Genomic DNA, 24500 nt, shown 5'->3' with positions numbered 1-24500 from the left:
GGCGTCACGGATTCAGCGCCGCGTGTTCGGCCGGTCACGGAAGGAGCTCACGGGGATACACGACGGCTGTGGCGCCCTCGATCTCCATGACGTCCACCAGCGCTCCCACCGGGATCACATGGCTTTCGTCGAGAGCGCGAGCGGTCCACTCCTCACCGGAGAGCTTGATCAGGCCGTGGGTGGCGGTGACCTCATGCATGACCTCGGCCCGCTTGCCGATCAGCGCGTCGCTGCCTTCACGGGTCAGGGGCCCCTGCGCGAGCTGCCGCATCGCGACAGGGCGGACGAGGGCGAGACCGGCCGCCGCCGCCAGTCCGAGCGCCAGGAGCTGACCCAGCAGGCCGACGCCCACACCGGCCACGACGGCAGCGACCAGTGCCGCGCCGGCCAGCAGCCCGAAGACCAGCGTCAGGGTGAAGAACTCCGCAGCGCCGAGCGCCGCGGCGGCGAGCAACCATGCGAACCACGGCATCGAATCAGCCTCCCCAAGGGGACCTACTCAGGTAGTACCCCTTCGGGCCCCGGCCGGAACCGCCCGGCCTGCCCGATCTACGATCGGGACGCATGAACCGAGCCCGGGCCCATATGCCCGCCCCGGAGCGGATCAGGGACGGACTCGACCGCCCCCGGCGCCTCTGCGGCCCCCACCACGGTCACCTCCGGTCCAGGCCGGCCGGACACGGCACCCGGCCGCCCGCCCCCCGCTGTCAGGCGGCGGGCGGCACGATGACACCGAGGGAAGTTGCGGCGATCGACCAGTTTCAGCGGAATGCGCCGACGTGGCGGGCGACCCAGTCGGCAAACGGATGCGGGGCGCGGCCGAGGACCCGCTGGACATCCAGGCTGATGCGCTGCTCGGCCGGGCTGGGGGAACCGAGGATGTCCAGGGTGTCGTCGGCGAGCTCCGCAGGCATGGTCTGGGTCATGGCGGCCTTGGCTTCCTCGCGGGTGAGCTCGTGAAACCTCACGGATGAGCCGAGTGCGGCGGCGATGGCTTGCGCCTGCCGGCGCGGAGTGATCACTTCCGGGCCGGTCAGCTCGTAGATGCCGCCGGTGTGCCGTTCGTCCGTCAGACAGGCGGCCGCGACCGCGGCGATGTCCGCCGGGTCAATGATCGGCACCCCTACGTCGCCGAAGGGCGCGGCGACGACCTGTTGCGCGCGAACGGACTCGGCCCACCACAGAGCGTTGGACGCGAAGCCGCCCGGTCGCAGGATGGCCCACTCCAGGCCGGACTCCCGCAGCGCGTCTTCCAGCGCGCGCATGGCGATCCGCGTCTGCCCGAAGGGCCTGGTCACCACGCCCAGCGTGGAGAGCAGAACGATCCGGCGGACCCCGCCGGCCGCGGCCTGATCGACGATGTCCGCCGGGCTGGCTCCGGCTGCGTGCAGGTCGCCGGACAACAGCAGGAACAACGCCTTCGCCCCGGCCACCGCGGAGGCGAGGCCGGCCGGTTCGTTCAGGTCGGCCGACAGATGGCGGACCCCGTCCGGCATCGCTGCGGCGCGCCGTGACACAGCCGTCACCTGCTCGCCCGTCTCGGCCAGCATCTGCGTCAACGGCCGGCCGATATTCCCCGTAGCCCCGGTCACCACAATCACGGTCAGCTCCTTGTCGAAGTACGTCTTGGCCTTCTTCACGCTAGGAGCTTCGGCTTACTTTTCATAAGGACATACCTTGAAGTAAGCTCATGCCGTGACGGGAAGCGTGCAGCACAGACAGGCCGGGACCGGAGCGCGGTATGACGTGTTTCACACCGACTGCGCGGCGCGCGACATGGTCGACCATGTGACCAGCAGGTGGGGCATCTGGGTGCTGATCGCCTTGCGGCGCAACGACCTTCGGTTCTATGAGCTGCGCGAGAGCATTCAGGGCATCAGCGAGAAGATGCTCGCCCAGACGCTGCGCGCGCTGGTTCAGGACGGCCTGGTCCGACGTGAGGTCGAGCCGACGACGCCGCCCCAGGTCACTTACGGGCTGACCGCGTTCGGCGGGGACGTCTGCGAGCCGCTCACCGAGCTGTTCGACCGGATCACGCGGCAGCTCTCGCCGCACAGCGCGGAACAGCGTGGCAGCGGTTGAAGCGCCTCGGGAGGGCTGACCAACGCGCCGCCGTCGGCGACCAGGCCGGCAAGGGCGGCGATCTCCTCAGGAGTGGTGCCGCCGAGGTTCAGGACGACATCGAAGGGGGTCTCTGCTCACATTCGGAGGCGTGCGGGAGGCGCAGGGTGAAAGTGCTGCCCTCGCCGAGGGTGCTGTGGGCGGTGATCGATCCTCCGTGGGCCTCTGCCAGCTTGCGGGCGATGGACAACCCGAGGCCGCTGCCTCCGGTCCGGCGGCTGCGGGATTTCTCCGCGCGCCAGAACCGGTCGAAGAGGTACGGCAGTTCCTCCGGTGGGATGCCCGATCCGGTGTCCTCGACCTCCAGGAGGATGTCGTGCTCCTCCCGGAGGGAGCGCAGCGTGACCCTGCCGCCGCTCGGGGTGTGGCGTACGGCGTTGCTCACCAGGTTGCCGATGATCTGCTGGAGTCGCATCGGGTCGGCGTACGCCTCGTGGGTGTCGCCGGTGACGTGCTGGTCCAGTCGCACACCTGCCTGCTCTGCGGTGCTGCGGTGGGCGGAGACGACCCGGTCGAGCACATCGGCGGTCCGTAGCTGCTCGATGTGCAGGGTCAGCTCACCGGCGTCCGCTGCGGCCAGATCGGTCAGGTCGTCGATGACGCGCTGGAGCAGGACCGCCTCGTCGAGGAGGAGAGCGAGGAGGCGGTGGTCCGTGGGAGTGAGGCCGTCCTCGGCCGCCTCCAGCCAGCTGCGGATGTTGGTCAGCGGGCTGCGCAGTTCGTGGGCCACGTCGGCGACCATCGACTTGCGCTGCTCTTCGAGCTGTTGCCGGCGTTCGGCGAGGTCGTTGAAGGCCGCGGTGAGGTGTCCAATCTCGTCGTGGGTCCGCACCGGGACCTGCACGATCTGCTCGGCGGGCTGCTGGGCGGCGGCGATGAGCGAGCGCAGCGGGCGGATGAGCCGGAGCCCGATGGCGACGGTGAGCGCCACGGCGACGGCGAGAACGAGGCCGGCGGCGGCAGCGATCCGGCCCATGGTGGCGGCGGACGGCGTGAACCCGATCGGTTCGTCCAGGTCACCAGGGGCGCCGACGAAGAGCAGGGCGGGCGGTGCGACGTGAGGGCGCAGCTGCTTGCGGCGCGAATCGTCGACACACGCCTGGGCCGCTGTGTCGGTCACCGTCTCCTGGCCAGGTCCCGCGATCTGCCAGGTGAGGTCGTCCGCGACCTTGATGACGTCCGGCTCCTTCAGCTTCAGGCACGTGGCGGTGAGTGCTGCCAGCTCCCGCAGTACCGCGTGCTGGGAAGGCTGAGGCTCCCTGGGGATGGCCAGCTGGCAGACCGCTGACGCCTTCTGTCCCAGGCCGGGATCGGTGAACCGGAAATCGAGCCGGCCGCTCGGCGACTCGACGACCTGGGGGGCCGCGCCGCTCTCGCGCAGACACAAGATCGCCTTTTCCGCGGCCTCGCGTACACGCCGACGTTCTTCCTTCGTGAGGCGGTACGGTCCGACGGCTCGCGGGTCGATGGAACTGCGGTCGTCCGCCAGCGCGGTGTCCGGGTGCAGGGGATCGACCTGGGCCGAGGGGCGGGCCGGCAGCGGACGCTGGGCGAGCCCGGAGTCCGCGATCCGGGTGCGCGACGGAGTGGTGAGCGTGATCGCCCGCCCGGTGTCGGCGGCGAGCCTGGTGACCAGCCCCTGGACTCCGTCCCAGCTCCGGTGGCCGGCCGCGTAGCCGATGAGCGTGTCGTGGATCCGAATGTCGTCGGCGAGGGACTGGCCCTGCTCGGTGCGCAGCGCGCTCGTGGTGGTGGTGACCGCGATCCAGGCCGTTGCCGCCACCGCGCACAGGGCGACGAGGACGGACGCGGCGAGCAGCCGGGCGAGGAGGCTGCGGTGAAGTGGCACCCTGCGTCGGCGCATGTCAGCCACCGTCGGTCGCCGGGGCCGGGGCCGGGGTCGCCCAGGTGTCGTCGGCCGGGTCCGCGGTCATCTTGTAGCCGATGCCGTGGACGGTTGTCAGGTGCTTGGGGCGGCGCGGATCGGCTTCCAGCTTCTTGCGCAGGTTCATGATGTACATGTCGATGGTGCGGGCGGTGGGCATGGTGTCCCAGCCGCGCGTCCGCTCAAGAAGTTGCTGCCGGGTGAACACCCGCCCCGGCTCGGCAGCCATCGTGGCCAGCACGGTGAACTCGCCGGGCGTGCAGTCGACCAGCCGGCCGCCCGTGCGCACCTCGTGCCGTACGGGATCCACGGTGATCCGGCCGGCCCGTAGGACGCCGTCCTCCTGGGGAGCTGCCCGTTGGACCCTCCGCAGCAGCGTCCGTATCCGAGCCGTCAGTTCGCGTGGACTGTAGGGCTTCGTCATGTAGTCGTCGGCGCCCAGATCGAGCCCGAGCAGCAGATCGTCCTCGCTCGTGCGGGCGGTCAGCATGAGCATGGGCATCGATGTCTCCTGCCGCAGGACGCGGGCCACGTCCAGGCCGTCGACCTTCGGCATCATCACGTCGAGCACAAGGAGCTGAGGGCGCAGTCGTCGGACGGTATCGATGGCGGCGCGGCCGTCGTGGACCACGAAGACCTCGTATCCCTCGGCGCGCAGGTACATGCGCAGCACCTCGGCCTGACGCAGGTCGTCCTCGGCGATCAGCACCTTGTCGTTCATCCGGCGATCCTAAGGGCGGCCGGAAGGCATCCGCCCACGTCAGGAGAGTCTGACAAAACCGATACTTTCCGCTGACCGCGGTCTGATGAGGCGTTGCCACAGTCGACGCCATGAAACGAGATTCGATACGGCGCCCGGTGCTCGCCCTCCTCGCGGCTCCTGTGTGCCTCGGCCTGATCACGGCCTGCTCGGACGGTGGAAGCGGCGCGTCCGGCGAGGGGGCCGACTCGCAGGTCGCCTCCGTGGAGACGCCCGGAGTGAAGGGCTCCGAGGGATCCTCCGACGCGGACGGTTCCGGAGCGTCCTCCGGCTCCGGGGAGAAGGGGGTCATGATCAGCATGTCCATGACCGAAGAGGAGAAGGCCGACATCCACGACGCCTGGTACGCCTGTCTGAAGGCCGAGGGCGTACAGATGACGAAGAAGGGCGATACGGAAGTCGTCAAGGACCTGGTCAAGCGGCAGCCGGCGGCAGCGTACACGGCCTGCGGGACGAAGGAGCCCTACCTCGATCCGCTGTACACCAAGGACGGCAATCCCAAGTTCGCGGAACAGACGCAGGCGTGGATGGTCTGTATGAACCGCGAGGGAATCGAGGTCAGCGGTAATTGGGACGACGAATTCTTCACGTTCGGAAAGGTCGACCCGAAGGTGAAGAACAAGGACGAAGTTCACCGCACCTGCTACTCGGAGTCCTACAAGTGATGTGCCATCGACCACACAGGCGCGCGTCCACGTCATCCATGTCGTCCATGTCATCCACGTCGGATGCCGCCCGAGGGCGGCGCTCATGACCGCCGGGACCGACGCCGCCCACCGGGGGCGCCGCCCCCGTACGCGGACTCTCGTCTCCGTGTGTGTGGCGGCCCTGCTCATGTCGGGAGCAGCGGGAGCCCTCGTATGGAACCGCGACGGGGGTGGCTCGGCACGGACGCAGCCGGAACCGTCCGCGCAGACCGCCACGGTCACCCGCGGCGACCTCAGCAACAGCCAGATCCTGGACGGCACCTTGGGGTTCGGCGTTCCGGCGACCGTACGCGCCGCAGGTGACGGCGGCACCGTGACCTGGCTCGCCCCGAACGGCACGACGGTCACCCGGGGCAAGGCCCTCTACCGCGTCGACGACCGGCCCGTGCCCGTCCTCTACGGCGACCTGCCGCTGTACCGCAGGCTCGCCACGCCCAACACCGTCGGCCGTGACGTCCGTGTGCTCGCAGACAACCTGCGGGACCTGGGCTATTCCATCGGCAGCCAGCCCTCGCCCGGTCAGACGGTCCTCGTGCAGCCGGAGCCGGCCGGGGACACGACCGGCCCGGCGGGAGACCCGCCGGAGGACCCCCCGCCGGGGGATCCCGCGGCGGAGGGCCCCGCGGCGGAGCAGACCCGTACCGCAGAGCCCGAAGCCGGCCGCAGCCCGACCGCGTCAGCGTCCCCGGGTCACGCCTCCGCCGCGCCCGTGCGGGTGACGGTCAGGCAGGGCGACGCGGTCCTCACGCAGGCGCTGATCAACGCGGTCAAGCGCTGGCAGACCGCCCTCGGGGTACCGGCCGACGGGGTCATCGAGGTGTCCGACACGGCCGTGCTTCCGAGGTCGGTACGGGTGGACAGCGCACAGATCCAGGTCGGTCAGCCTGCCGAAGGGCCGCTGCTCCGGGTCACCCCGACGGGCAAGGCCGTGACCATCCCGGTGGATGCCGACGAAGCCGGTCCGATCAAGCGCGGTGACCGCGTCCGCGTCCGCCTCCCGGACGGCACCGACCTCCGGGGCAAGGTCGCTTCCATCGCCAACAGCGCGGAGTCCCCCCAGGGTGAACCGGGCGACGGCCAAACCCCCCAGGTCGATGTCATCGTCACGCTCGACGAACCGGCCCGGGCCAAGAAGTTCGACTCCACGCCCGTACAGGCCGAGTTCGTCCACGAGACCCGCCGCAACGTGCTCACCGTCCCGGCCACCGCGTTGCTGGCGCTGCGCGAGGGCGGTTACGCGGTGCAGTACGCGGACGGGCGGCTGGCCCCCGTCACGACGGGACTCTTCGCCAAGGGGCAGGTCGAGATCACCGGGGAAGGCATAACCGAGGGCGATCGGGTGGTGGTCGCGTCGTGACGGCGGTCCTCTCTCTGCAGGAGGTGACCGTCGCCTACGCGGGCGGAGTCACAGCCCTCGACGGAGTCTCGCTGGACATCCATCCCGGAGAGTTCGTCGCCGTCGTCGGCCCTTCCGGCTCGGGCAAGTCCACCCTGCTGAACATCATGGGGACGCTCGCCCCGCCCACCAGCGGTCGCGTCGCGATCGACGGCCACGACATCGCCGGCCTCGGCGACCGGCAACTGTCCGCGCTGCGCGGACGCCGACTCGGCTTCGTCTTCCAGCACTTCCACCTGTCCGAGGGGCTCACCGCCACCGAGAACGTCGCCACCGGACTGCTCTACGCCGGTGTGCCGAAGCGCAGGCGACGGCGCTCGGCACAGGCCGCGCTGGACCGGGTCGGCCTCGCCCACCGGTTCGAGCACCTGCCCCACCAGCTCTCGGGAGGTGAACGCCAGCGGGTCGCCATCGCCCGGGCCCTGGTCCACCGGCCCTCGCTCGTGCTGGCCGACGAACCGACCGGCGCACTCGACACCGCGAACGGACAGTCCGTGCTCCAACTCCTCAACCAGCTCAACCAGGGGGGCACCACCATCGCGCTCATCACCCACGACCGCGACATCGCCCGTCGGCTGCCCCGCCGGGTGGAGATCCTCGACGGACACATCGTCGCCGACACCGGTGCGGCCCCAGGTGCCCAGGACGACGCCCGAGCGGTGACGTCATGAACGCACGCCCCGGCCCCTCCGCCACTCGCTCCTCCTCCGAGCCCCCCTCTCCGTCCTTGCCCCGGCCTGTCAGGCTGGCCCTGTCCGACCTGCTGCTCCTGGGCATGATCGGTATCCGCACCCGCCGGGTGCGAGCCGCGCTCTCCGCCCTCGGCATCTCCATCGGCATCGCCACGATGATCGTCGTCACCGGCATTCCGGCGTCCAGCCAACGTGCGTTGGAAGCGGAGTTGACGGCCCTGGGCACCAACCGGCTCAAAGCCGTGGCCGACTCCTCTCTCGCCGCGCCGGGCGAAACGGTGGCCTTCCCGCAAGAGGCTGCCGCGATGGTGTCCCGCATCGGCCCCGTCAGGGCCGTCACCGATGTTGCCAACACCCGGACGAAGGTGCGCCGTTCGGACCGGCTCGACAGCAGGAACGCCGCAGGTCTGATGGTCCTGGCCGCGAGGCGCAACCTCCCCGAGGTACTCAACGCGCACGTGCGATCCGGCACGTACTTGACGGAGGCGACAGAGCGGTTTCCCACGGTCGTGCTCGGCTCGCACGCGGCGGCGCGCCTCGGCCACCTGGACCTCGTGCCCGGTGAGCCGCCTCCGCAGATCCTCCTCGGAAACCGCTGGTTCAGCGTCGTCGGCATCCTGCGCAGCATCCCTCTCGCGCCCGACATCGACCGCGCGGTCCTGGTGGGCTGGGACGCCGCGCGCGACGCCCTGGGCTTCGACGGCCGCCCGACCCAGCTCTTCGTCGAAGCAGAGGAGGCGGCCATGGAGGACGTGCGCGAGGTACTGCCCGAGACCATCGCACCGGAGAACCCCGGCCTGGTCAAGGTCAGCCGCCCCTCGGACGCGCTCGCCGCGAAACGCTCGGCACAAGCCACCTTCTCCGGCCTCTTCGTCGGCCTGGCGTCGGTAGCCCTGCTCGTCGGCGGGATCGGTGTCGCCAACACCATGGTGATCTCCGTCCTCGAACGCCGCCGCGAGATCGGCCTGCGACGCGCCCTCGGCGCCAGCCGGGGCCAGATCCGCAGCCAGTTCCTCACCGAGTCCGTGGCCCTGTCCGTTCTCGGGGGCTTCGCGGGTGTCGTCCTCGGCACCCTGGCCACCGTGGGCTACGCCGCGTACAGGACATGGCCGCTGGTCATCCCGCTTCCCGCGGCGGCAGGCGGCCTCGGCGGTGCGATCGTCGTCGGTGTCCTCGCCGGCGTCTTCCCCGCCGTACGCGCCTCACGGCTCCCCCCGACCGAAGCCCTGTCCGCCGCGTGACCACCAGGGGACGGTGAGGCCCGCGATTGTTGCTGCGGACCTCACGGACCCCGCCGATTGACAGGCAACCAAATGGTTGCCATTTTGGTGGTGAGGGGGTGGAGGGCATGGACGAGGTGTTCAAAGCGCTCGCGGACGCGAGCCGCAGAAGGCTGCTGGACCGGCTGAACGAGCGGGACGGGCAGAGTCTGCGCGAGCTGTGCGCCGGGCTGGAGACGACCAGGCAGGCCGTTTCCAAGCACCTGGCGGTGCTACAGGGGGCGGGCCTGGTCACGGCGGTCCCGCGCGGCCGAGAGCGTTTGCACTACCTCAATCCCGTGCCCATCCACGACATCGCCGATCGCTGGATCGGTCAGTACGAGCGGGGCCGGATGGCAGCGCTCGGCAATCTGAAGCACGCCCTGGAAGGAACGGCGATGACCAAGCCCGCGTACGTCTACACGATCTACATCCACACCACGCCCGAGAGGCTCTGGCAGGGGTTGACCAGCCCGGAGTTCCTGAAGCAGTACCACGGCGGCTACGCGCCGTCCTCCGACTGGCAGCTCGGCTCCAAGGTGCTCTGGCCGGTCGAGGACGGCGGCGAGCCGCAGGACCTCGGCCAGGTCGTCACCGAGTCGGAGCCCGGCAAGCGGCTCGCGTACACCTGGCACACGCTGCAGCCGATGCACCAGGAGATGTTCGGCATGAGCGACGCGGAGTTCACCGAAGCGGCCAGGGAGCGGTCGAAGGTCGCCTTCGACATCGAGCCCGCCGAGGAGCCGGAGATGGGCGTGAAGCTGACCATCACCCACGACGGCTTCACCTCAGCCGACTCCAAGATGCTCGAGGGCGTAAGCGGCGGCTGGACCGCGATGCTCTCCGAGCTCAAGACGATCCTCGAAAAGGACTGACCTTTTCGCTGGGACACCGCAGATCTCGGTCTGCGGTGACCATGTGCGGGCGCTCCGCGTAACGGCGCGCGGCGCCTGCGGCACTCCGGTCGCGGCGGGCGTGCCGCAGGGTCCAGCACGCTACGGACTCCGGGCGGACCACAAAGGCCGCCCAACCCGCCCCTCCGCAGGTCAGACGGCCTTCTGCCGAACGTTTTAGACGTTGAAGCGGAACTCCACCACAACCGGTTTGACCTGCGGATATGCGGGCGCGTCCCAGCACCATCCCAGCACGGGAATCTCGACAAAGTACAAGAAGATTCGACGCCGAAAAAGCTACCTAACTATGCGGGCGCCGGTGCACGGATGCTCGAAGCTCTGACCTGAGTTTCAGCCGCAGTTCTCGAACCGCACCATTGAGCAGATCCACAACGATCCGGCTGACGACGGGCAGCCCTTGCCCTCACCCGTCGAGGCATGCCCTGGCACGGCATGCGCGTTCCCGGCTCAGTCGGCGGTGCCGGGCTCCACGACCCACTCGGCTTGCCCCCCGCTCACCGAGGCGATCATGTCGAAGTCGCCGTCGTAGTGCAGGACCGTGGCCCCATGCCGTTCTGCGGTTGCCGCGATGAGGACGTCGGCCAGCGACAGCGCCCGGTGAAAGCCAGCGTTCAGCGCCAGCGCCTGGATCGCGAGCGCCTGCTCGAACTCCTCGTCGTTGCAGGGCAAGTAGTCGAACCCACGGAGCAGGGTACGCAGGCGCAGCGCCTCGGGCTTTCCACGCGCCGAGTACAGAACCTCATACTCGGTCGGGGCGCACACTGCTAGGAGTCCATCGCGGTCCAGTGCATCCAGCCGCGCCCGCACTGCCGGTTTGCCCCGGCGGGCCAGCGCGGACTTGTCGATGAGGTAGCGCCCCTTCACGCCGCCGAAGCCCCGCCTTCGCGCTTAAGTGAGCCGTCCGGATTCCGCGGCCCCGTCTGCGACCGGATCTCCGCGAACACGTCATCAAACTCACCATCGTCAATGGCGTCGAACAGCTCCCGGCGCAGCCGCAGCCTCACCCCCTCCTCCATGGCCGCCCGCACTGCGGCGGCCTTCGTCTTCACCCCGTACACCCGCATCGCCTGCTCGACGATCTCCTCGTCCAGATCGATCACAGTCCTGGCCATCAGTTGTCCCCTTCACAGCTCGACGCTCCAACAACGATATCAATTGGGAGTAAGAAATGGCATCAAAATGCTGGAGCGCGTCGAGGGTGCCTTGATCAGAGCCGGGAGCACGACCAGGACTGGTTGATCAGCTTTCCGATCGGCGAGCAACCCTGGACGAGACCCTGTACGAACTCCCTGACCTGGGACTCGGCGAACGAATCGACGCCATGTTGCCGGAGCGGCCACTCCGCAAGACATGGGAAGCCGGCAAGAACGAACCCTGGCACGGCAGACTGCGCTCCCCGCGACGATCGGCTCGTAGTCTCGGGAGGGCTCATCAGAGTGGAGCCTGGCACCGGCGGCGCATCCGCGTCCCAGCGCAAACCCAGCACGGTACGAATGACAAGGGATGACGGCAGGTGACGAGGGGTCAGGTAGATCAGCACCATCCCAGCACCGGAAAAAGCAAAGGGCCCGACTCCGAAGAGTCGAGCCCCTCCTGAACTGCATGTTTGCCAGATCAGCAACGTGGTGATACGTCAGCCACTACACATTGAACCGGAACTCCACCACGTCCCCGTCCTGCATGACGTAGTCCTTGCCCTCCATGCGGGCCTTGCCCTTGGCGCGGGCCTCGGCGACCGAGCCCGTCTCGACCAGGTCGGCGAAGGAGACGATCTCCGCCTTGATGAAGCCCTTCTGGAAGTCGGTGTGGATGACACCGGCCGCCTCCGGGGCCGTGGCGCCCTTCTTGATGGTCCACGCCCGGGCTTCCTTCGGGCCTGCCGTGAGGTAGGTCTGGAGGCCCAGGGTCTCGAAGCCGACGCGGCCGAGGGTGGCGAGGCCGGGCTCTTCCTGGCCCATGGACTGGAGCAGTTCGAGGGCCTCGTCGTCGTCGAGCTCGATCAACTCGGACTCGATCTTGGCGTTCAGGAAGATCGCCTCGGCGGGGGCGACCAGGGCGCGCTGCTCGTTCTTGAAGTCCTCGTCGACCAGCTCGTCCTCGTCGACGTTGAAGACGTACAGGAACGGCTTGACGGTGAGCAGGTGCAGCTCGTGGAGGAGCCGGCCCTTCTCGGTGGACGCCGTGATGCCCGCGGCGAAGAGCGTCTGGCCGGTCTCCAGGATCTGCTTCGCCTCCTCGACCGCGGCGAGGACCGCGACCTTCTCCTTCTGGAGGCGAGACTCCTTGGTCAGGCGCGGGACGGCCTTCTCGACGGACTGGAGGTCGGCGAGGATCAACTCGGTGTTGATCGTCTCGATGTCGTCCTTCGGCGAGACCTTGCCGTCGACGTGGACGACGTTCTCGTCCTTGAAGGCCCGGATGACCTGGCAGATCGCGTCGGACTCGCGGATGTTCGCCAGGAACTTGTTCCCCAGGCCCTCGCCCTCCGAAGCGCCCCGGACGATGCCGGCGATGTCGACGAAGTCCACCGTCGCCGGGAGGAGCCGCTGGGAGCTGAAGATCTCCGCGAGCTTGTTCAGGCGCGGGTCCGGGACGCCGACCACACCGACGTTCGGCTCGATCGTGGCGAACGGGTAGTTGGCCGCCAGCACGTCGTTCTTGGTCAGGGCGTTGAACAGGGTCGACTTGCCGACATTCGGCAGGCCGACGATTCCGATCGTGAGCGACACTTTGGCGACTTCCTGGAGTGAGGCGGGGAGAGCAAGGGGCAGAGGCCTCCGGCTCGGCGGCTCGGCGTTGCGGGCCGGGGCAGCCGGGGCCCGGAGTGGACCGATTCTCCAGTCTACGGGCCTGCCCCATGGGCCCGAACAGTGCGGCTTTCGGCCGTGTGGCATCGAACGCAACCCCAAGGTCGGCCAAAGCGCGTGTCCAACGCCTGATTCCCCGCCCCCCGCGACCTACGTTGTGCAGGTGGAGCAGCACAGGACACGTCCCCCGCAGCGCCGGCAGCCCCCGCAGGCCGCGCCCGCCCCGCCCGCGCCGGGCGGTCCCGCCGGTGAGAGCTCTGCCGTGTACCGGGTACGGGTGCGCAGCGTGCCGCCCGTCGTCCTCGCCTTGCGGCGATTCCCCAACCCGCGGCTCACCGGGATCGGCGCCGGGCTGTTCGCCGCCCTCACGATGTTCGTGCTCGCCTGTGTCGACCGGCTGCTGTTCGACAGCTCGGAGCTCGTGTACGGGCTGCTCTTCCTGCCCGTCAGCGCGCTCACCGCCCTCTGGGTCCGGCCCGCCGACCTCGTCACCGCGCCGATCAGCGTGCCGATCGCCTTCGCCGTGGGGGTGTTCCCGATCGCCGGGGGGTCCGAGGGCTTCGGCGGGCAGGTCATGGGGCTGGTCACCGCCCTCGCCGTGCACGCCGGCTGGCTGTACGGGGGAACGCTCGTCGCGGGCCTCATCGCCTCCGTACGCAAGGTGCGGCTGATGCGGGCCCGGCGGCGGTACGTCCTGGCCCAGGGACGCGGCCCCGCCGGGCCTGCCGATGAGCGGGCGCCCCGGGCAGCGGCCGCTGCCACTGCCGGGAAGCCCGTACGGACCGGGGCGGGCACGGCGGCTGCGGCTCCGCGCCCTCAGCGGCCCTGATGGGCCGGGGCGGGCACGGCGGCTGCGGCTCCGCGCCCTCTCTCAGCGGCGGTCCCGGCCGCACCGCTCAGCTCCTGCCGGGCTCCGAGCCCGCCGCCGCCATCGCCGCTCCCACGATGCCCGCGTTGTTCTGAAGCTGCGCCGGGACCATCTCGGCCCGGACCTTCTCGATCAGCGGCAGGAACTTCTCCGCCTTGCGGCTCACCCCGCCGCCGATGATGAACAGCTCCGGCGAGAACAGCATCTCCACGTGCAGCAGGTATTTCTGGACCCGGTGCGCCCAGTGCTGCCAGCTCAGGTCCTCGTCCTCCTTGGCCTTCGTGGAGGCGTGCTTCTCCGCGTCGTGGCCGTGCAGTTCCAGGTGTCCCAGCTCGGTGTTGGGGACGAGCTTGCCGTCGGTGAAGACCGCGCTGCCGATGCCCGTACCGAACGTCAGCAGGATGACCGTGCCCGTACGGCCCTTGCCCGCGCCGAAGGTCATCTCGGCGACCCCGGCCGCGTCCGCGTCGTTCAGGATCGTGACGGGCTGACCGATGCGCTCGCCCAGCAGTGCCCGCGCGTCCGTGTCCACCCAGCCCTTGTCGACATTGGCCGCGGTGCGGGTGATGCCGTCCGTGACGACCCCCGGGAACGTGATGCCGACGGGGCCCGACCAGTCGAAGTGGCCGACGACCTCGGCCACGCCGTCGGCCACGCCCTTGGGCGTGGCCGGGTGCGGTGTCAGCACTTTGTGGCGCTCCTGCGCCAGGTCTCCGCGGTCCAGGTCCACGGGAGCGCCCTTGATCCCTGATCCGCCGATGTCCACGCCGAAGATCTCCATGGCATCCACCGTACGGGCAGGCCGGGCCCCTTGCGCGGCTACTCGGCGGAAAGGGCGGCGGCCTCGGCGCGCAGGTCGCGGCGGAGCTCCTTGGGGAGGGAGAAGGTGATCGACTCGTCGGCCGTCTTCACCGTCTCCACGTCCGCGTAACCGCGCTCCGCGAGCCACTCCAGGACGCCGTCGACCAGGACGTCGGGAACGGACGCGCCCGAGGTCAGGCCGACCGTGGTCACGCCCTCCAGCCATGCCTCGTCGATCTCGCTCGCGAAGTCGACCAGGTACGCGGCGTCGGCACCGGCGTCGAGGGCGACCTCGACCATGCGGATGGAGTTCGAGGAGTTCTTGGAGCCGACCACAATGACCAGCTCGGCGTCCTCGGCCAGCTTCTTCACCGCGATCTGGCGGTTCTGCGTGGCATAGCAGATGTCGTCGCTGGGCGGCGAGAGGAGGTTGGGGAACTTCGACTTGAGGGCTCCGACCGTCTCCATCGTCTCGTCGACGGACAGGGTGGTCTGGGAGAGCCAGACGACCTTCGACTCGTCGCGGACCTCGACGTTCGCCACGTCCTCGGGGCCGTCGACCAGGGTGATGTGGTCGGGCGCCTCGCCGGAGGTGCCGATGACCTCCTCGTGGCCCTCGTGTCCGATCAGGAGGATGTCGTAGTCCTCCTTGGCGTACCGGACGGCTTCCTTGTGGACCTTGGTGACCAGCGGGCAGGTCGCGTCGATGGTGGCGAGCTTGCGCTCGGCGGCCTCCGCGTGGACGGTGGGCGCGACTCCGTGCGCGGAGAACATCACGATGGAGCCCTCGGGGACCTCCGCGGTGACGTCCACGAAGATCGCACCCTTCTTCTCCAGGGTCTGCACGACGTACTTGTTGTGCACGATCTCGTGGCGGACGTAGATAGGGGCCCCGTACTGCTCCAGGGCCTTCTCGACGGCGATCACGGCACGGTCCACGCCCGCGCAGTAGCCACGGGGAGCGGCGAGCAGGACACGGCGGGCAGGCGTTGCAGTCATGCGTCCCATCGTAAGGCCGTGGCGAACAGGCGCGAGGACGGCCCGATCGGGACACTGGTCGCGGTGTATGTGCAATCAGTCGCTGATGGTGATGGAGGGGTGGTGACCTCGGTGTCGGAGAGCGGTTCCGGGAGCGGTGCGAGGAGCGGTTCGGGCAGCAGTGCGGGGCCGGGCGGGTTGCGGCGGACGCTCGGGTTCCGGGATCTCGTCGTCTACGGGCTCCTCTTCATCGCCCCGATGGCCCCCGTCGGCGTGTTCGGCACCCTGGACGCGAAGTCCGACGGTGCGGTCGCCCTCGTCTACATCGTGGCCACCGTGGTCATGGGCTTCACCGCGTTCAGTTACGCCCAGATGGTGCGGGTCGCCCCCTTCGCCGGTTCGGTCTTCACGTATGCCCGCAAGGGGCTCGGGGAAGGGCCGGGGTTCATCGCCGGGTGGATGGCGATGCTCGACTATCTGCTGATCCCGGCCGTCGCCTATCTCTTCTCCGGGATCGCGATGAACGCGCTCGTCCCGGAGGTCTCGCGGTGGGTGTGGACCGCGATCGCGGTCCTCGTGACCACCCTGCTCAACCTGTGGGGCGTACGGGCGGCCGCACGGGTCGGCTTCGCCGTGCTGGCCATGGAGATCGTGGTGCTGCTGGTCTTCGTGGTCTCCGCCGTGGTCGTCCTCGTACGCGACGGGGCGCAGCGCGGCTGGCTGACGCCGCTGACCGGGGACGCCGGGTTCTCCATGGCGGCGGTGCTGGGGGCCGTGTCGATCGCCGTGCTGTCGTATCTGGGCTTCGACGCCATCGCCTCGTTCGCCGAGGAGGTGACGGGCGGCTCGCAGAAGGTGGCGCGGGCGGTGCTGTTCTGTCTGGTGCTGGCCGGTGTCCTGTTCGTGGCCCAGTCGTACCTGGCGGCGCTGCTGGAGCCGGTGAGCTCGGCGGAGCTGGCGGCGGACCCGGCGGCGCAGGGGTCGGCGTTCTACGACGCGGTGGACGCCTCGGTGGGGACCTGGCTGCACGATCTGGTGGCGGTGAGCAAGGCGATCGGGGCCGCGTTCGCCGCGCTGGCGGGGCAGGCCGCCGCCGGGCGGCTCGTCTTCGCGATGGCCCGGGAGCGGCGGCTGCCGCACCTCCTCGCGAAGGTCGACCCGAAGTCGGGCGTGCCGCGCGTGGCGATCCTGGGCGCGGCGATCGTGACGCTGGTGGCGGCCGTGTGGGCGGCCCGGCGCGACGACGGGCTGGACCACCTGGTCTCGGTGGTGGACATCGGCGCGCTGACGGCGTTCATCCTGCTGCACGCGTCGGTGGTCGGCTGGTTCGCCGTACGCCGGATGGCGGGCCCGCCTGTGTGGTGGCGGCATGTCCTGGTCCCGGTGGTCGGTGCGGGGGTGCTGGTCGCGGTCATCGTGGAGGCGACGACCTCCGCCCAGGTGGTGGGCGTCTGCTGGCTCGGGGTGGGGTTCGTGGTGCTGGCGGTGCAGGGGACGGGCCGCCGGGCCGGCGCGGAGGGACCGGGTGGCGGGGAGGGCGCGGGCGGCGCGCGGGGGTGAGCCCCGGGGCCCGTTCCGTTTCCGTTCCGTACGGTCGTGGGGCGAGCGGGGCCATGTCCTCGTTGGCGCGCGGGGGTGAGCCACGGGTTCCGTTCCGTGCGGTCCCGGGGCGAGCGGGGCCTGTCCTCGTCGCGCGGGGGTGAGCCTCGTTGTTTCCCGTACGGTCGTCGGCCGGGCGGGGCCCGGTCCTCCTGGCGCGCCGTGGTCAGCCGCTGTTCGGTACGGTCGTCGGCCGTGGTCAGCCGCTGTTCGGTACGGCGTCGGCCGGGCGGGCCCTGCCCCTGGGCGCGCGCCGTGGTCAGCTCCGTGGGCCGCGTCCGGCCGTGGTCCTCCGCGCGGAAGCGGGGGTCCTGTCGGTGGTGGCCGATACGCTCGCCCGTATGGCTCTCAACACGTCCGCGGAAGCGCCGCTGCCCGTCGGTGAGGTGTCCCGGCTCATCGGGGGGTGGATCGACCGGCTCGGCGCCATCTGGGTGGAGGGGCAGATCACCCAGCTGTCGCGGCGGCCGGGGGCCGGGGTCGTCTTCCTGACGCTGCGCGATCCGTCGCACGACATCTCGGTGAGCGTCACCTGTTTCCGGCAGGTCTTCGACCGGATCGCCGATGTGGTGACCGAGGGCGCGCGCGTCGTCGTCCTCGCCAAGCCCGAGTGGTACGCGCCCCGGGGGCAGCTGTCGCTGCGGGCCACCGACATACGGCCGGTCGGCATCGGCGAGCTGCTCGTGCGGCTGGAGCAGCTGAAGAAGTCGCTCGCCGCCGAGGGGCTCTTCGCGCTGGACCGGAAGCAGCCGCTCCCCTTCCTGCCGCAGCTCATCGGGCTGGTCTGCGGGCGGGCCTCCGCCGCCGAGCGCGATGTCCTGGAGAACGCCCGCCGCCGCTGGCCCGCCGTGCGCTTCGAGGTCCGTAACACCGCCGTGCAGGGGGTGAACGCGGTCGCCCAGGTCGTACAGGCGGTCGAGGAACTGGACGCGCTGGACGAGGTCGACGTGATCGTGGTGGCCCGGGGCGGCGGGAGTGTGGAGGATCTGCTGCCGTTCTCCGACGAGCAGTTGATCCGGGCCGTGGCCGCCTGCCGTACGCCGGTGGTCTCCGCGATCGGCCATGAGCCGGACTCCCCGCTGCTGGACCTCGTCGCCGATCTGCGCGCCTCCACGCCCACGGACGCGGCCAAGAAGGTCGTCCCGGACGTGGGCGAGGAGCTGGACCGGGTGCAGCAGTTGCGGGACCGGGCGCTGCGGACCGTACGGGGGCTGCTGGACCGCGAGGAGCGGGGGCTCGCCCACGCGCTGGGCCGCCCCGCGATGGAGCGGCCCCAACGGCTGGTGGACGAGCGCGAGGCCGAGGTGGACGCGCTCCTCGGGCGCAGCCGCCGGGTGCTGGGCCATCTGCTGGACCGGGCCGACTCCGAGCTGTCGCACACGCTCGCCCGGGTCGTCTCGCTGTCGCCCGCCGCGACCCTGGAGCGAGGTTACGCGGTGCTCCAGCGGCCCGACGGCCATGTGGTGCGCTCCCCCGACGAGGCGGGGGCGCCCGGCGAGCCGCTGCGGGCGCGGGTGGCGGAGGGCGAGTTCACGGTGCTGGTGGACCGGGGCGGGGACGGGTGAGTCGGCCGACCAGTGGCCCCAGCCGTTCCCACGATGACGTAGCAGCTCACATTTAGGGTGGATCACATGACGGACGACGGTACGGCGGCGGCTGCCGCCACGGGCACGCTCGGGTACGAGCAGGCGCGGGACGAGCTGATCGAGGTCGTGCGCCGGCTGGAGGCGGGCGGCACGACGCTGGAGGAGTCGCTGGCCCTGTGGGAGCGGGGCGAGGAGCTGGCGAAGGTCTGCCGGCACTGGCTGGAGGGAGCCCGCGCCCGGCTGGACGCTGCCCTGGCCCGCCCGCAGGACGACGGCGGCGACGAGGGCTGAGGCGGGCACCGCAGCACGCCGACGACGACCCCACGAGGACGCCGACGAAGGCTGAGCCGAGAGCCTCACCCAAGTAGATGCATTATACAATGGTGTGCAATGGATCACTCGGCATCGACGATAGTTGAAAGTTAACCTATCTCTGACGTACCTTCGAACCCTCCCCACCGTGTTCGTTCGGAAGGTTTGCACCAGATGTCCCTCGTTCTCGACCCCGCCGCCCAGGACCTCCTCTTCCGCGAGGCCCGCACCGCCAACACCTTCACCGACGAGCCGGTGACCGACGAGCAGGTCCAGGCGATCTACGACCTGGTCAAGTTCGGCCCGACCGCCTTCAACCAGTCGCCGCTGCGCGTCGTCCTGGTCCGCTCCGCCGAGGGTCGCGAGCGCCTGGTGCAGCACATGGCCGAGGGCAACCGCCCGAAGACCGCCACCGCCCCGCTGGTCGCGATCCTGGCCGCCGACAACGAGTTCCACGAGGAGCTCCCGGCGCTGCTCCCCCACTTCCCGCAGGCCAAGGACATGTTCTTCGCGGAGCGCCCGGTCCGTGAGTCGGCCGCCGGCCTCAACGCCGCGCTCCAGGCCGCCTACTTCATCATCGGCGTCCGCGCCGCCGGCCTGGCCGCGGGCCCGATGACCGGCTACGACGCCGCGGGCATCCAGAAGGAGTTCCTGGACGACGACCACGCCCCGCTGATGGTCGTCAACATCGGCAAGCCGGGCGAGGACGCCTGGTTCCCGCGCAGCCCGCGCCTCTCCTTCGACGAGGTCGTCACGACCGTCTGAGTCCCGTCACGCGCGAAGGAGCCCCGGAACACCTGGTGTTCCGGGGCCCCTTCGCGTGAGCGGATGCGGAGCGGGCCGCGTCAGGAAGCCGGCGCGGCGGGCGGCGTCGTCTTCAGCGCCTCGGCCATCTCGACCAGGCTCTCCCTCGGCGCCGAGCCGGTCACCACCGTGGTGTGGCCCTTCCCCGGCAGGACGAGGGCGTCGTACTTCTCGCCCTCCCAGACCTGCCACTCCTTGCCCGCGACCGTCTCGGTGCGCCCGGTGTCCTTGGCCTTCTGGCTGACCTCGGGGACGTACGTACCCGCGGCGGCGGTGGACTGCTCGACCGCGACGTACCTGCGGTCCGGGTCGAGGAAGCCCAGGTGCCAGGCCTTGCCCGCGACGTCGTCGTACCGGACGGATGTCGCCTTCCACTTCTCCGGCAGGCCCTCCGGCGCGGCCACCGGGTAGGGGGCGGCGGTCCGTACCGTCGCCAGCTCCACGGTGAAGTCGACCGCCTTGATCGGGTCGGCGTGCTCGTCCTTCGGAATGAAGAGGTATATGACCCCCGCGCAGGCGGCGATCACCAAAGTCGACAGGAACATGTCCCGGACTGTCTGCTTGCCTCGCTTGCTTGCCACGGGATCCATGGTGGCACGCGGCCTGACACACCCGGCCGCAGGGTGCCCGTCACGGCTGCGACTCCGGGGGTGCTCATGCGTGACCCGCTCTGCTCATTTTATCGACCTACCGATAGAGTCACAGCACCCTCATATCCGGTCGTCGCCGTACAGAAAGGTGCGCTCCGATGTCCGAGCATCATCTGCCGTCCCAACTGGAGGTCTCCCCGGAGGCCCCCGACCGCAACCTGGCCCTGGAGTTGGTCCGGGTCACCGAGGCCGCTGCCATGGCGGCCGGGCGCTGGGTGGGCCGCGGCGACAAGATCGGCGCCGACGGCGCCGCCGTGAAGGCCATGCGGACCCTCGTCTCGACCGTCTCGATGAACGGCGTCGTCGTCATCGGTGAGGGCGAGAAGGACGAAGCCCCCATGCTGTTCAACGGCGAGCGGGTCGGCGACGGCACCGGCGCCGAGGTCGACATCGCGGTCGACCCGATCGACGGCACCACGCTCAACGCCAAGGGCATGCCGAACGCCATCGCCGTGCTGGCGGCCGCCGACCGCGGCGCGATGTTCGACCCGTCTGCGGTCTTCTACATGGACAAGCTGGTCACGGGGCCCGAGGCGGCGGACTTCGTCGACATCAACGCGCCCGTGGCGGTGAACATCCGGCGCGTGGCGCGGGCGAAGAACTCCACGCCCGAGGACGTCACCGTCGTCATCCTCGACCGGCCCCGCCACGAGGGCATCGTCAAGGAGATCCGGGAGACCGGGGCGCGGATCAAGTTCATCTCCGACGGCGACGTCGCGGGCTCGATCATGGCGGCCCGCGAGGGCACCGGCGTCGACCTGCTGATGGGCGTGGGCGGAACGCCCGAGGGCATCATCTCGGCGTGCGCCATAAAGTGCCTCGGCGGCGTCATCCAGGGCAAGCTCTGGCCCAAGGACGAGGCGGAGCGGCAGAAGGCGCTGGACGCGGGCCACGATCTGGACCGGGTGCTGTCGACCGACGACCTGGTCAGCGGCGACAACGTGTTCTTCGTGGCGACGGGGATCACCGACGGTGAGCTGATGCGCGGTGTGCGGTACCGCGCGGAGACGGCGACCACCGAGTCGATCGTGATGCGCTCCAAGTCCGGCACGATCCGGTCGATCTCCTCGACCCACCGGCTGTCGAAGCTGCGCGCCTACAGCGCCATCGACTTCGACCGCGCGAAGTAGCCGGTAGCCCGGGGCGCGCAGAGCGCACGAAGGGGGTGCGGGGAGCCGATTCGCTCGCCGCACCCCCTTCGTTCACGTGTACGCGCTACGTTCACGTGTACGCGCTTCGTTACGTGTACGCGCTCAGCCGGCCGCGGCTATGTGCTCGGCCGTCGTCGCGGCCGTGAGCTCGATGTCCCGCCGTCGCCGCCGGGCCAGCGCCACCCGGCGCTCCGCGGCGGTGAGCCCGCCCCACACCCCGTACGGCTCGGGCTGCATCAGCGCGTGCTCCCGGCACTCCACCATGACCGGACACCGGGCGCAGACCCGCTTGGCGGCCTCCTCGCGGGCCAGCCGGGCGGCGGTCGGTTCCTTCGACGGGGCGAAGAAGAGGCCCGCCTCGTCCCGGCGGCAGGCCGCCTCGGAATGCCAGGGGCCCGCATCGTCCTCCCGGGCGGGGGTCCGCTGGGCCGGAACGGCGGCGACCTGCAGAGGCTGATGCGGCGGTTGCAGCACGGGCTACTCCTGACGACGGCTACGGCTTCGCGAGCGAGAGTCGATGCAGCACTCCCTACCCGCTGTGCGTACGCCTATGCACTGAGTGGCACCGGCGCGCGACGCACCGCAATGCGCCCCCGCGGCATTCTGGCCGATTAACGGAGGGCGTCCGCCGTGCCGTATTCAGTGGCCGAGATGTTTGCGCAGCCGCCTCTGGAGGTCCGCGACGAACTTGCCACGCTTCGGCCGCGCTTCCACGGACCCGAACACGGAATAGCCGTTCACCACGACGACCGGCGCTTCCGGGTCGACCGATTCGAGCGTCCGTACGTCGAAGGTGCCGAAGACGCCCGTGCCGTTTCCGCGCAGGGAAATGTTCTCCGGCACCCGGACGTCGACACTGCCGAAGATGGACGTCGCATTGATGACGGTGAGGCGTTGGCCGAAAAGCGCCTCGGTCAGATCGATCTCCACGCTGCCGAAGAGCGCGAAGGCGTTCGTCCGGCCGCCGACCCGCCAACGGCCCTTGCGGGAGGCGCCGCTGAAGACCGCGACGAGATTCTCCGCGGGCCCGTCGGGGCCTTCGGGGCCGTAGGCGTACGGCTGCTGCGCACCGGGGCGGGGCGTGGAACCGGCGGACGCGGGCAGGTCCCGGACCAGCGGCTGGAGTTCGCCGACGGTCTTGGCCCGGTAGACCAGGTCGATCCGCTCCGCGTGCTCGTCCGCCGTCAGCCGGCCCTCGGCCATCGCCTCCCGCAGGATGTCCGCGATCCGGTCGCGGTCGGCGTCGGAGGCGCGGATGTCGTCGCCGTTCAGGACGTCGGCGGGCGGTGGGGCGGCCGGCGCGAGGGGCTGCTGGGGCTGCTTCTCTAGGTCCACCGACCCAGCGTACCCAAACGCGATAGATCGCGACTACCCCTCCAACCGGCGCGCCCCGCGCCGGGGAGGCGTCCAGGTGAGCCTTACCTCACAGGATTCGCCCGAAGCCGGCGCTCTACCCTGGTGGATGCGCTGCCCGAGGGAGGTCAGCCGCTGTCGCCGAGTGAGGAATGGCCGTCATGGCAGAGTTTGCGTACTCCGATCTGCTCCCCCTGGGGGAGGACACCACGCCGTACCGTCTGGTGACCGCCGAGGGTGTCTCCACCTTCGAGGCCGACGGGCGTACGTTCCTCAAGGTCGAGCCGGAGGCGCTGCGCACGCTGGCCGCCGAGGCGATGCACGACATCTCGCACTATCTGCGCCCCGCCCACCTGGCGCAGCTGCGGCGGATCGTCGACGACCCGGAGGCGTCCTCGAACGACAAGTTCGTGGCGCTGGACCTCCTGAAGAACGCGAACATCGCCGCCGCGGGCGTCCTGCCGATGTGCCAGGACACCGGCACGGCGATCGTCATGGGCAAGCGCGGGCAGAACGTGCTGACCGAGGGCGGGGACGAGGAGGCCCTGTCGCACGGGATCTACGACGCGTACACCAAGCTCAACCTGCGCTACTCGCAGATGGCCCCGCTGACCATGTGGGACGAGAAGAACACCGGCTCCAACCTCCCGGCCCAGATCGAGCTGTACGCCACCGACGGCGGCGCGTACAAGTTCCTGTTCATGGCGAAGGGCGGCGGCTCGGCCAACAAGTCGTTCCTCTACCAGGAGACGAAGGCCGTCCTGAACGAGGCCTCCATGATGAAGTTCCTGGAGGAGAAGATCCGTTCGCTGGGTACTGCGGCCTGCCCGCCGTACCACCTGGCGATCGTGGTCGGCGGCACGTCGGCGGAGTTCGCGCTGAAGACCGCCAAGTACGCCTCCGCGCACTACCTGGACGAGCTGCCCGCCGAGGGCTCCCCCACCGGGCACGGCTTCCGGGACAAGGAGCTGGAGGAGAAGGTCTTCGAGCTGACGCAGAAGATCGGCATCGGCGCGCAGTTCGGCGGCAAGTACTTCTGCCACGACGTGCGCGTGGTGCGCCTGCCCCGGCACGGCGCCTCGCTGCCCGTCGCGATCGCCGTGTCCTGCTCGGCGGACCGCCAGGCCACCGCGAAGATCACCGCCGAGGGCGTCTTCCTGGAGCAGCTGGAGAAGGATCCGGCGCGCTTCCTGCCCGACACCACCGACGAGCACCTCGACGAGGCCGGCGGGGACGTCGTGGAGATCGACCTCAACCGGCCGATGGACGAGGTGCTGGCCGAGCTGACCAAGTACCCGGTCAAGACCCGGCTCTCGCTGACCGGCCCGCTGGTCGTGGCGCGTGACATCGCGCACGCCAAGATCAAGGAGCGGCTGGACGCGGGCGAGGAGATGCCGCAGTACCTGAAGGACCACCCGGTCTACTACGCGGGCCCGGCGAAGACGCCCGAGGGGTACGCCTCCGGCTCCTTCGGCCCGACCACGGCCGGCCGGATGGACTCGTACGTGGAGCAGTTCCAGGCGGCGGGCGGCTCGAAGGTGATGCTCGCGAAGGGCAACCGCAGCAAACAGGTCACCGACGCCTGCGGCTCCCACGGCGGCTTCTACCTCGGCTCGATCGGCGGCCCGGCGGCCCGTCTCGCCCAGGACTGCATCAAGAAGGTCGAGGTCGTCGAGTACGAGGAGCTCGGCATGGAGGCGGTCTGGAAGATCGAGGTCGAGGACTTCCCCGCGTTCATCGTCGTCGACGACAAGGGCAACGACTTCTTCACGGAGCCCGCCCCGGCTCCGACGTTCACCAGTATTCCGGTGCGGGGGCCGGGTCTGGCCTGACCCGTGACGCGTACGCAGGGGGCTT

The 24500-nt window shown here is 70.1% G+C and carries 25 protein-coding genes; 13 read left to right on the top strand and 12 right to left on the bottom strand.

The features are described 5' to 3' along the window. Positions 1–34: 34 nt before the first annotated feature. On the bottom strand, positions 35–472 hold the full coding sequence (locus tag ACFWM7_RS04335; protein ID WP_383254925.1) for an NfeD family protein: 438 nt from the start codon (positions 470–472) through the stop codon (positions 35–37). Between the two features lie 289 nt (positions 473–761). Then, positions 762–1601: an SDR family oxidoreductase gene (locus ACFWM7_RS04330; RefSeq protein WP_383254943.1), complete on the bottom strand. Its 840-nt coding sequence runs from the start codon at positions 1599–1601 to the stop codon at positions 762–764. 175 nt (positions 1602–1776) lie between these two features. On the opposite strand from ACFWM7_RS04330, the gene ACFWM7_RS04325 reads away from it, so the two are divergent. Next, positions 1777–2082: a winged helix-turn-helix transcriptional regulator gene (locus ACFWM7_RS04325; RefSeq protein ID WP_383254941.1), complete on the top strand. Its 306-nt coding sequence runs from the start codon at positions 1777–1779 to the stop codon at positions 2080–2082. Positions 2083–2170: 88 nt separating this feature from the next. Here ACFWM7_RS04325 and ACFWM7_RS04320 read toward each other — a convergent pair whose 3' ends face one another. Then, on the bottom strand, positions 2171–3985 hold the full coding sequence (locus tag ACFWM7_RS04320) for a sensor histidine kinase (RefSeq protein WP_383254922.1): 1815 nt from the start codon (positions 3983–3985) through the stop codon (positions 2171–2173). Between the two features lies 1 nt (position 3986). After that, a complete protein-coding gene (locus tag ACFWM7_RS04315; RefSeq protein WP_383254920.1) occupies positions 3987–4727 on the bottom strand; it encodes a response regulator transcription factor in 741 nt (246 codons plus the stop codon). 110 nt (positions 4728–4837) lie between these two features. Here ACFWM7_RS04315 and ACFWM7_RS04310 point away from each other — a divergent pair, with 110 nt between their 5' ends. From ACFWM7_RS04310 to ACFWM7_RS04290, 5 genes are all read left to right on the top strand, one after another. Then, positions 4838–5431, top strand: coding sequence for a hypothetical protein (locus ACFWM7_RS04310; RefSeq protein WP_383254918.1), 594 nt, complete (start codon positions 4838–4840; stop codon positions 5429–5431). An 85-nt stretch (positions 5432–5516) separates the two neighbouring features. Continuing rightward, positions 5517–6830, top strand: a complete 1314-nt coding sequence (locus ACFWM7_RS04305) for a peptidoglycan-binding protein (RefSeq protein ID WP_383254917.1) — start codon at positions 5517–5519, stop codon at positions 6828–6830. Continuing rightward, positions 6827–7540 carry an ABC transporter ATP-binding protein gene (locus ACFWM7_RS04300; RefSeq protein WP_383254915.1) on the top strand — a complete coding sequence of 238 codons (714 nt, stop codon included), beginning with the start codon at positions 6827–6829 and terminating at the stop codon, positions 7538–7540. Before ACFWM7_RS04305 ends, ACFWM7_RS04300 begins: the two co-directional genes overlap by 4 nt. 56 nt (positions 7541–7596) lie before the next feature. Next, entirely contained in the window at positions 7597–8802 is a 1206-nt protein-coding gene (locus ACFWM7_RS04295; RefSeq protein WP_383254913.1) for an ABC transporter permease, read from the top strand. Positions 8803–8909: 107 nt separating this feature from the next. Then, entirely contained in the window at positions 8910–9695 is a 786-nt protein-coding gene (locus ACFWM7_RS04290) for an ArsR/SmtB family transcription factor (RefSeq protein WP_383254906.1), read from the top strand. A 486-nt stretch (positions 9696–10181) separates the two neighbouring features. On the opposite strand, the gene ACFWM7_RS04285 is transcribed toward ACFWM7_RS04290, so the two are convergent. From ACFWM7_RS04285 to ychF, 3 genes are all read right to left on the bottom strand, one after another. Further along, complete coding sequence (locus ACFWM7_RS04285; RefSeq protein ID WP_383254903.1) at positions 10182–10598, bottom strand: PIN domain nuclease; 417 nt, start codon at positions 10596–10598, stop codon at positions 10182–10184. Further along, entirely contained in the window at positions 10595–10846 is a 252-nt protein-coding gene (locus ACFWM7_RS04280; protein WP_383254900.1) for a type II toxin-antitoxin system VapB family antitoxin, read from the bottom strand. The genes ACFWM7_RS04285 and ACFWM7_RS04280 overlap by 4 nt, the downstream gene beginning before the upstream one ends. Positions 10847–11374: 528 nt before the next feature. Next, the gene (ychF, locus tag ACFWM7_RS04275; protein ID WP_383254897.1) at positions 11375–12463 is read right to left on the bottom strand and encodes a redox-regulated ATPase YchF; all 1089 of its coding nucleotides are present in this window, start codon (positions 12461–12463) and stop codon (positions 11375–11377) included. A 340-nt stretch (positions 12464–12803) separates the two neighbouring features. On the opposite strand from ychF, the gene ACFWM7_RS04270 reads away from it, so the two are divergent. Next, on the top strand, positions 12804–13370 hold the full coding sequence (locus ACFWM7_RS04270; protein ID WP_383254939.1) for a DUF6542 domain-containing protein: 567 nt from the start codon (positions 12804–12806) through the stop codon (positions 13368–13370). Between the two features lie 67 nt (positions 13371–13437). On the opposite strand, the gene ppgK is transcribed toward ACFWM7_RS04270, so the two are convergent. Beyond that, the gene (gene ppgK / locus ACFWM7_RS04265; RefSeq protein ID WP_383254895.1) at positions 13438–14190 is read right to left on the bottom strand and encodes a polyphosphate--glucose phosphotransferase; all 753 of its coding nucleotides are present in this window, start codon (positions 14188–14190) and stop codon (positions 13438–13440) included. Between the two features lie 38 nt (positions 14191–14228). Beyond that, the gene (locus ACFWM7_RS04260) at positions 14229–15218 is read right to left on the bottom strand and encodes a 4-hydroxy-3-methylbut-2-enyl diphosphate reductase (RefSeq protein ID WP_383254893.1); all 990 of its coding nucleotides are present in this window, start codon (positions 15216–15218) and stop codon (positions 14229–14231) included. A 93-nt stretch (positions 15219–15311) separates the two neighbouring features. Between ACFWM7_RS04260 and ACFWM7_RS04255 the strand changes: the two genes are divergently transcribed. The 4 genes from ACFWM7_RS04255 to ACFWM7_RS04240 all read left to right on the top strand — a co-directional run bounded on the left by ACFWM7_RS04255 (position 15312) and on the right by ACFWM7_RS04240 (position 19450). Continuing rightward, positions 15312–16748, top strand: a complete 1437-nt coding sequence (locus ACFWM7_RS04255; protein ID WP_383254890.1) for an APC family permease — start codon at positions 15312–15314, stop codon at positions 16746–16748. 380 nt (positions 16749–17128) lie between these two features. Further along, positions 17129–18352, top strand: coding sequence for an exodeoxyribonuclease VII large subunit (xseA, locus tag ACFWM7_RS04250; protein WP_383254883.1), 1224 nt, complete (start codon positions 17129–17131; stop codon positions 18350–18352). A gap of 66 nt (positions 18353–18418) precedes the next feature. Then, on the top strand, positions 18419–18664 hold the full coding sequence (locus tag ACFWM7_RS04245; RefSeq protein WP_383254880.1) for an exodeoxyribonuclease VII small subunit: 246 nt from the start codon (positions 18419–18421) through the stop codon (positions 18662–18664). Positions 18665–18859: 195 nt separating this feature from the next. After that, positions 18860–19450 (top strand): malonic semialdehyde reductase, encoded by a 591-nt coding sequence (locus tag ACFWM7_RS04240; protein WP_030580134.1) that lies wholly within the window; start codon positions 18860–18862, stop codon positions 19448–19450. Between the two features lie 80 nt (positions 19451–19530). Here ACFWM7_RS04240 and ACFWM7_RS04235 read toward each other — a convergent pair whose 3' ends face one another. Beyond that, entirely contained in the window at positions 19531–20079 is a 549-nt protein-coding gene (locus tag ACFWM7_RS04235; RefSeq protein ID WP_383254877.1) for a DUF4245 domain-containing protein, read from the bottom strand. Positions 20080–20237: 158 nt separating this feature from the next. Here ACFWM7_RS04235 and glpX point away from each other — a divergent pair, with 158 nt between their 5' ends. After that, positions 20238–21269 (top strand): class II fructose-bisphosphatase, encoded by a 1032-nt coding sequence (glpX, locus tag ACFWM7_RS04230; RefSeq protein ID WP_010063347.1) that lies wholly within the window; start codon positions 20238–20240, stop codon positions 21267–21269. A 123-nt stretch (positions 21270–21392) separates the two neighbouring features. Here glpX and ACFWM7_RS04225 read toward each other — a convergent pair whose 3' ends face one another. Both ACFWM7_RS04225 and ACFWM7_RS04220 read right to left on the bottom strand, forming a co-directional pair. Further along, a complete protein-coding gene (locus ACFWM7_RS04225; RefSeq protein ID WP_096627193.1) occupies positions 21393–21764 on the bottom strand; it encodes a WhiB family transcriptional regulator in 372 nt (123 codons plus the stop codon). Positions 21765–21929: 165 nt separating this feature from the next. Then, positions 21930–22625 carry a DUF1707 domain-containing protein gene (locus ACFWM7_RS04220; RefSeq protein ID WP_383254873.1) on the bottom strand — a complete coding sequence of 232 codons (696 nt, stop codon included), beginning with the start codon at positions 22623–22625 and terminating at the stop codon, positions 21930–21932. 179 nt (positions 22626–22804) lie between these two features. On the opposite strand from ACFWM7_RS04220, the gene ACFWM7_RS04215 reads away from it, so the two are divergent. Beyond that, a complete protein-coding gene (locus ACFWM7_RS04215) occupies positions 22805–24475 on the top strand; it encodes a fumarate hydratase (protein ID WP_006127248.1) in 1671 nt (556 codons plus the stop codon). Positions 24476–24500 lie beyond the last annotated feature (25 nt).

This window comes from Streptomyces sp. NPDC058375, assembly GCF_042723425.1.
Classification (GTDB): Bacteria; Actinomycetota; Actinomycetes; order Streptomycetales; family Streptomycetaceae; genus Streptomyces; species Streptomyces durocortorensis.
Note: the sequence above shows the minus strand (reverse complement) of the source record. Positions and strands in the feature narration are given on the sequence as shown.

Excerpts from the sequence above, each read along its gene's own strand:
- ACFWM7_RS04335 (WP_383254925.1), bottom strand. The coding sequence starts at position 472 with ATGCCGTGGTTCGCATGGTTGCTCGCCGCCGCGGCGCTCGGCGCTGCG.
- ACFWM7_RS04240 (WP_030580134.1), top strand. The coding sequence starts at position 18,860 with ATGTCCCTCGTTCTCGACCCCGCCGCCCAGGACCTCCTCTTCCGCGAG.
- ACFWM7_RS04260 (WP_383254893.1), bottom strand. The coding sequence starts at position 15,218 with ATGGGACGCATGACTGCAACGCCTGCCCGCCGTGTCCTGCTCGCCGCT.
- ACFWM7_RS04235 (WP_383254877.1), bottom strand. The coding sequence starts at position 20,079 with ATGGATCCCGTGGCAAGCAAGCGAGGCAAGCAGACAGTCCGGGACATG.
- ACFWM7_RS04305 (WP_383254917.1), top strand. The coding sequence starts at position 5,517 with ATGACCGCCGGGACCGACGCCGCCCACCGGGGGCGCCGCCCCCGTACG.
- ACFWM7_RS04315 (WP_383254920.1), bottom strand. The coding sequence starts at position 4,727 with ATGAACGACAAGGTGCTGATCGCCGAGGACGACCTGCGTCAGGCCGAG.
- ACFWM7_RS04290 (WP_383254906.1), top strand. The coding sequence starts at position 8,910 with ATGGACGAGGTGTTCAAAGCGCTCGCGGACGCGAGCCGCAGAAGGCTG.
- glpX (WP_010063347.1), top strand. The coding sequence starts at position 20,238 with ATGTCCGAGCATCATCTGCCGTCCCAACTGGAGGTCTCCCCGGAGGCC.
- ACFWM7_RS04310 (WP_383254918.1), top strand. The coding sequence starts at position 4,838 with ATGAAACGAGATTCGATACGGCGCCCGGTGCTCGCCCTCCTCGCGGCT.
- xseA (WP_383254883.1), top strand. The coding sequence starts at position 17,129 with ATGGCTCTCAACACGTCCGCGGAAGCGCCGCTGCCCGTCGGTGAGGTG.
- ACFWM7_RS04280 (WP_383254900.1), bottom strand. The coding sequence starts at position 10,846 with ATGGCCAGGACTGTGATCGATCTGGACGAGGAGATCGTCGAGCAGGCG.
- ACFWM7_RS04325 (WP_383254941.1), top strand. The coding sequence starts at position 1,777 with ATGGTCGACCATGTGACCAGCAGGTGGGGCATCTGGGTGCTGATCGCC.
- ACFWM7_RS04320 (WP_383254922.1), bottom strand. The coding sequence starts at position 3,985 with ATGCGCCGACGCAGGGTGCCACTTCACCGCAGCCTCCTCGCCCGGCTG.
- ppgK (WP_383254895.1), bottom strand. The coding sequence starts at position 14,190 with ATGGAGATCTTCGGCGTGGACATCGGCGGATCAGGGATCAAGGGCGCT.
- ACFWM7_RS04245 (WP_383254880.1), top strand. The coding sequence starts at position 18,419 with ATGACGGACGACGGTACGGCGGCGGCTGCCGCCACGGGCACGCTCGGG.
- ACFWM7_RS04215 (WP_006127248.1), top strand. The coding sequence starts at position 22,805 with ATGGCAGAGTTTGCGTACTCCGATCTGCTCCCCCTGGGGGAGGACACC.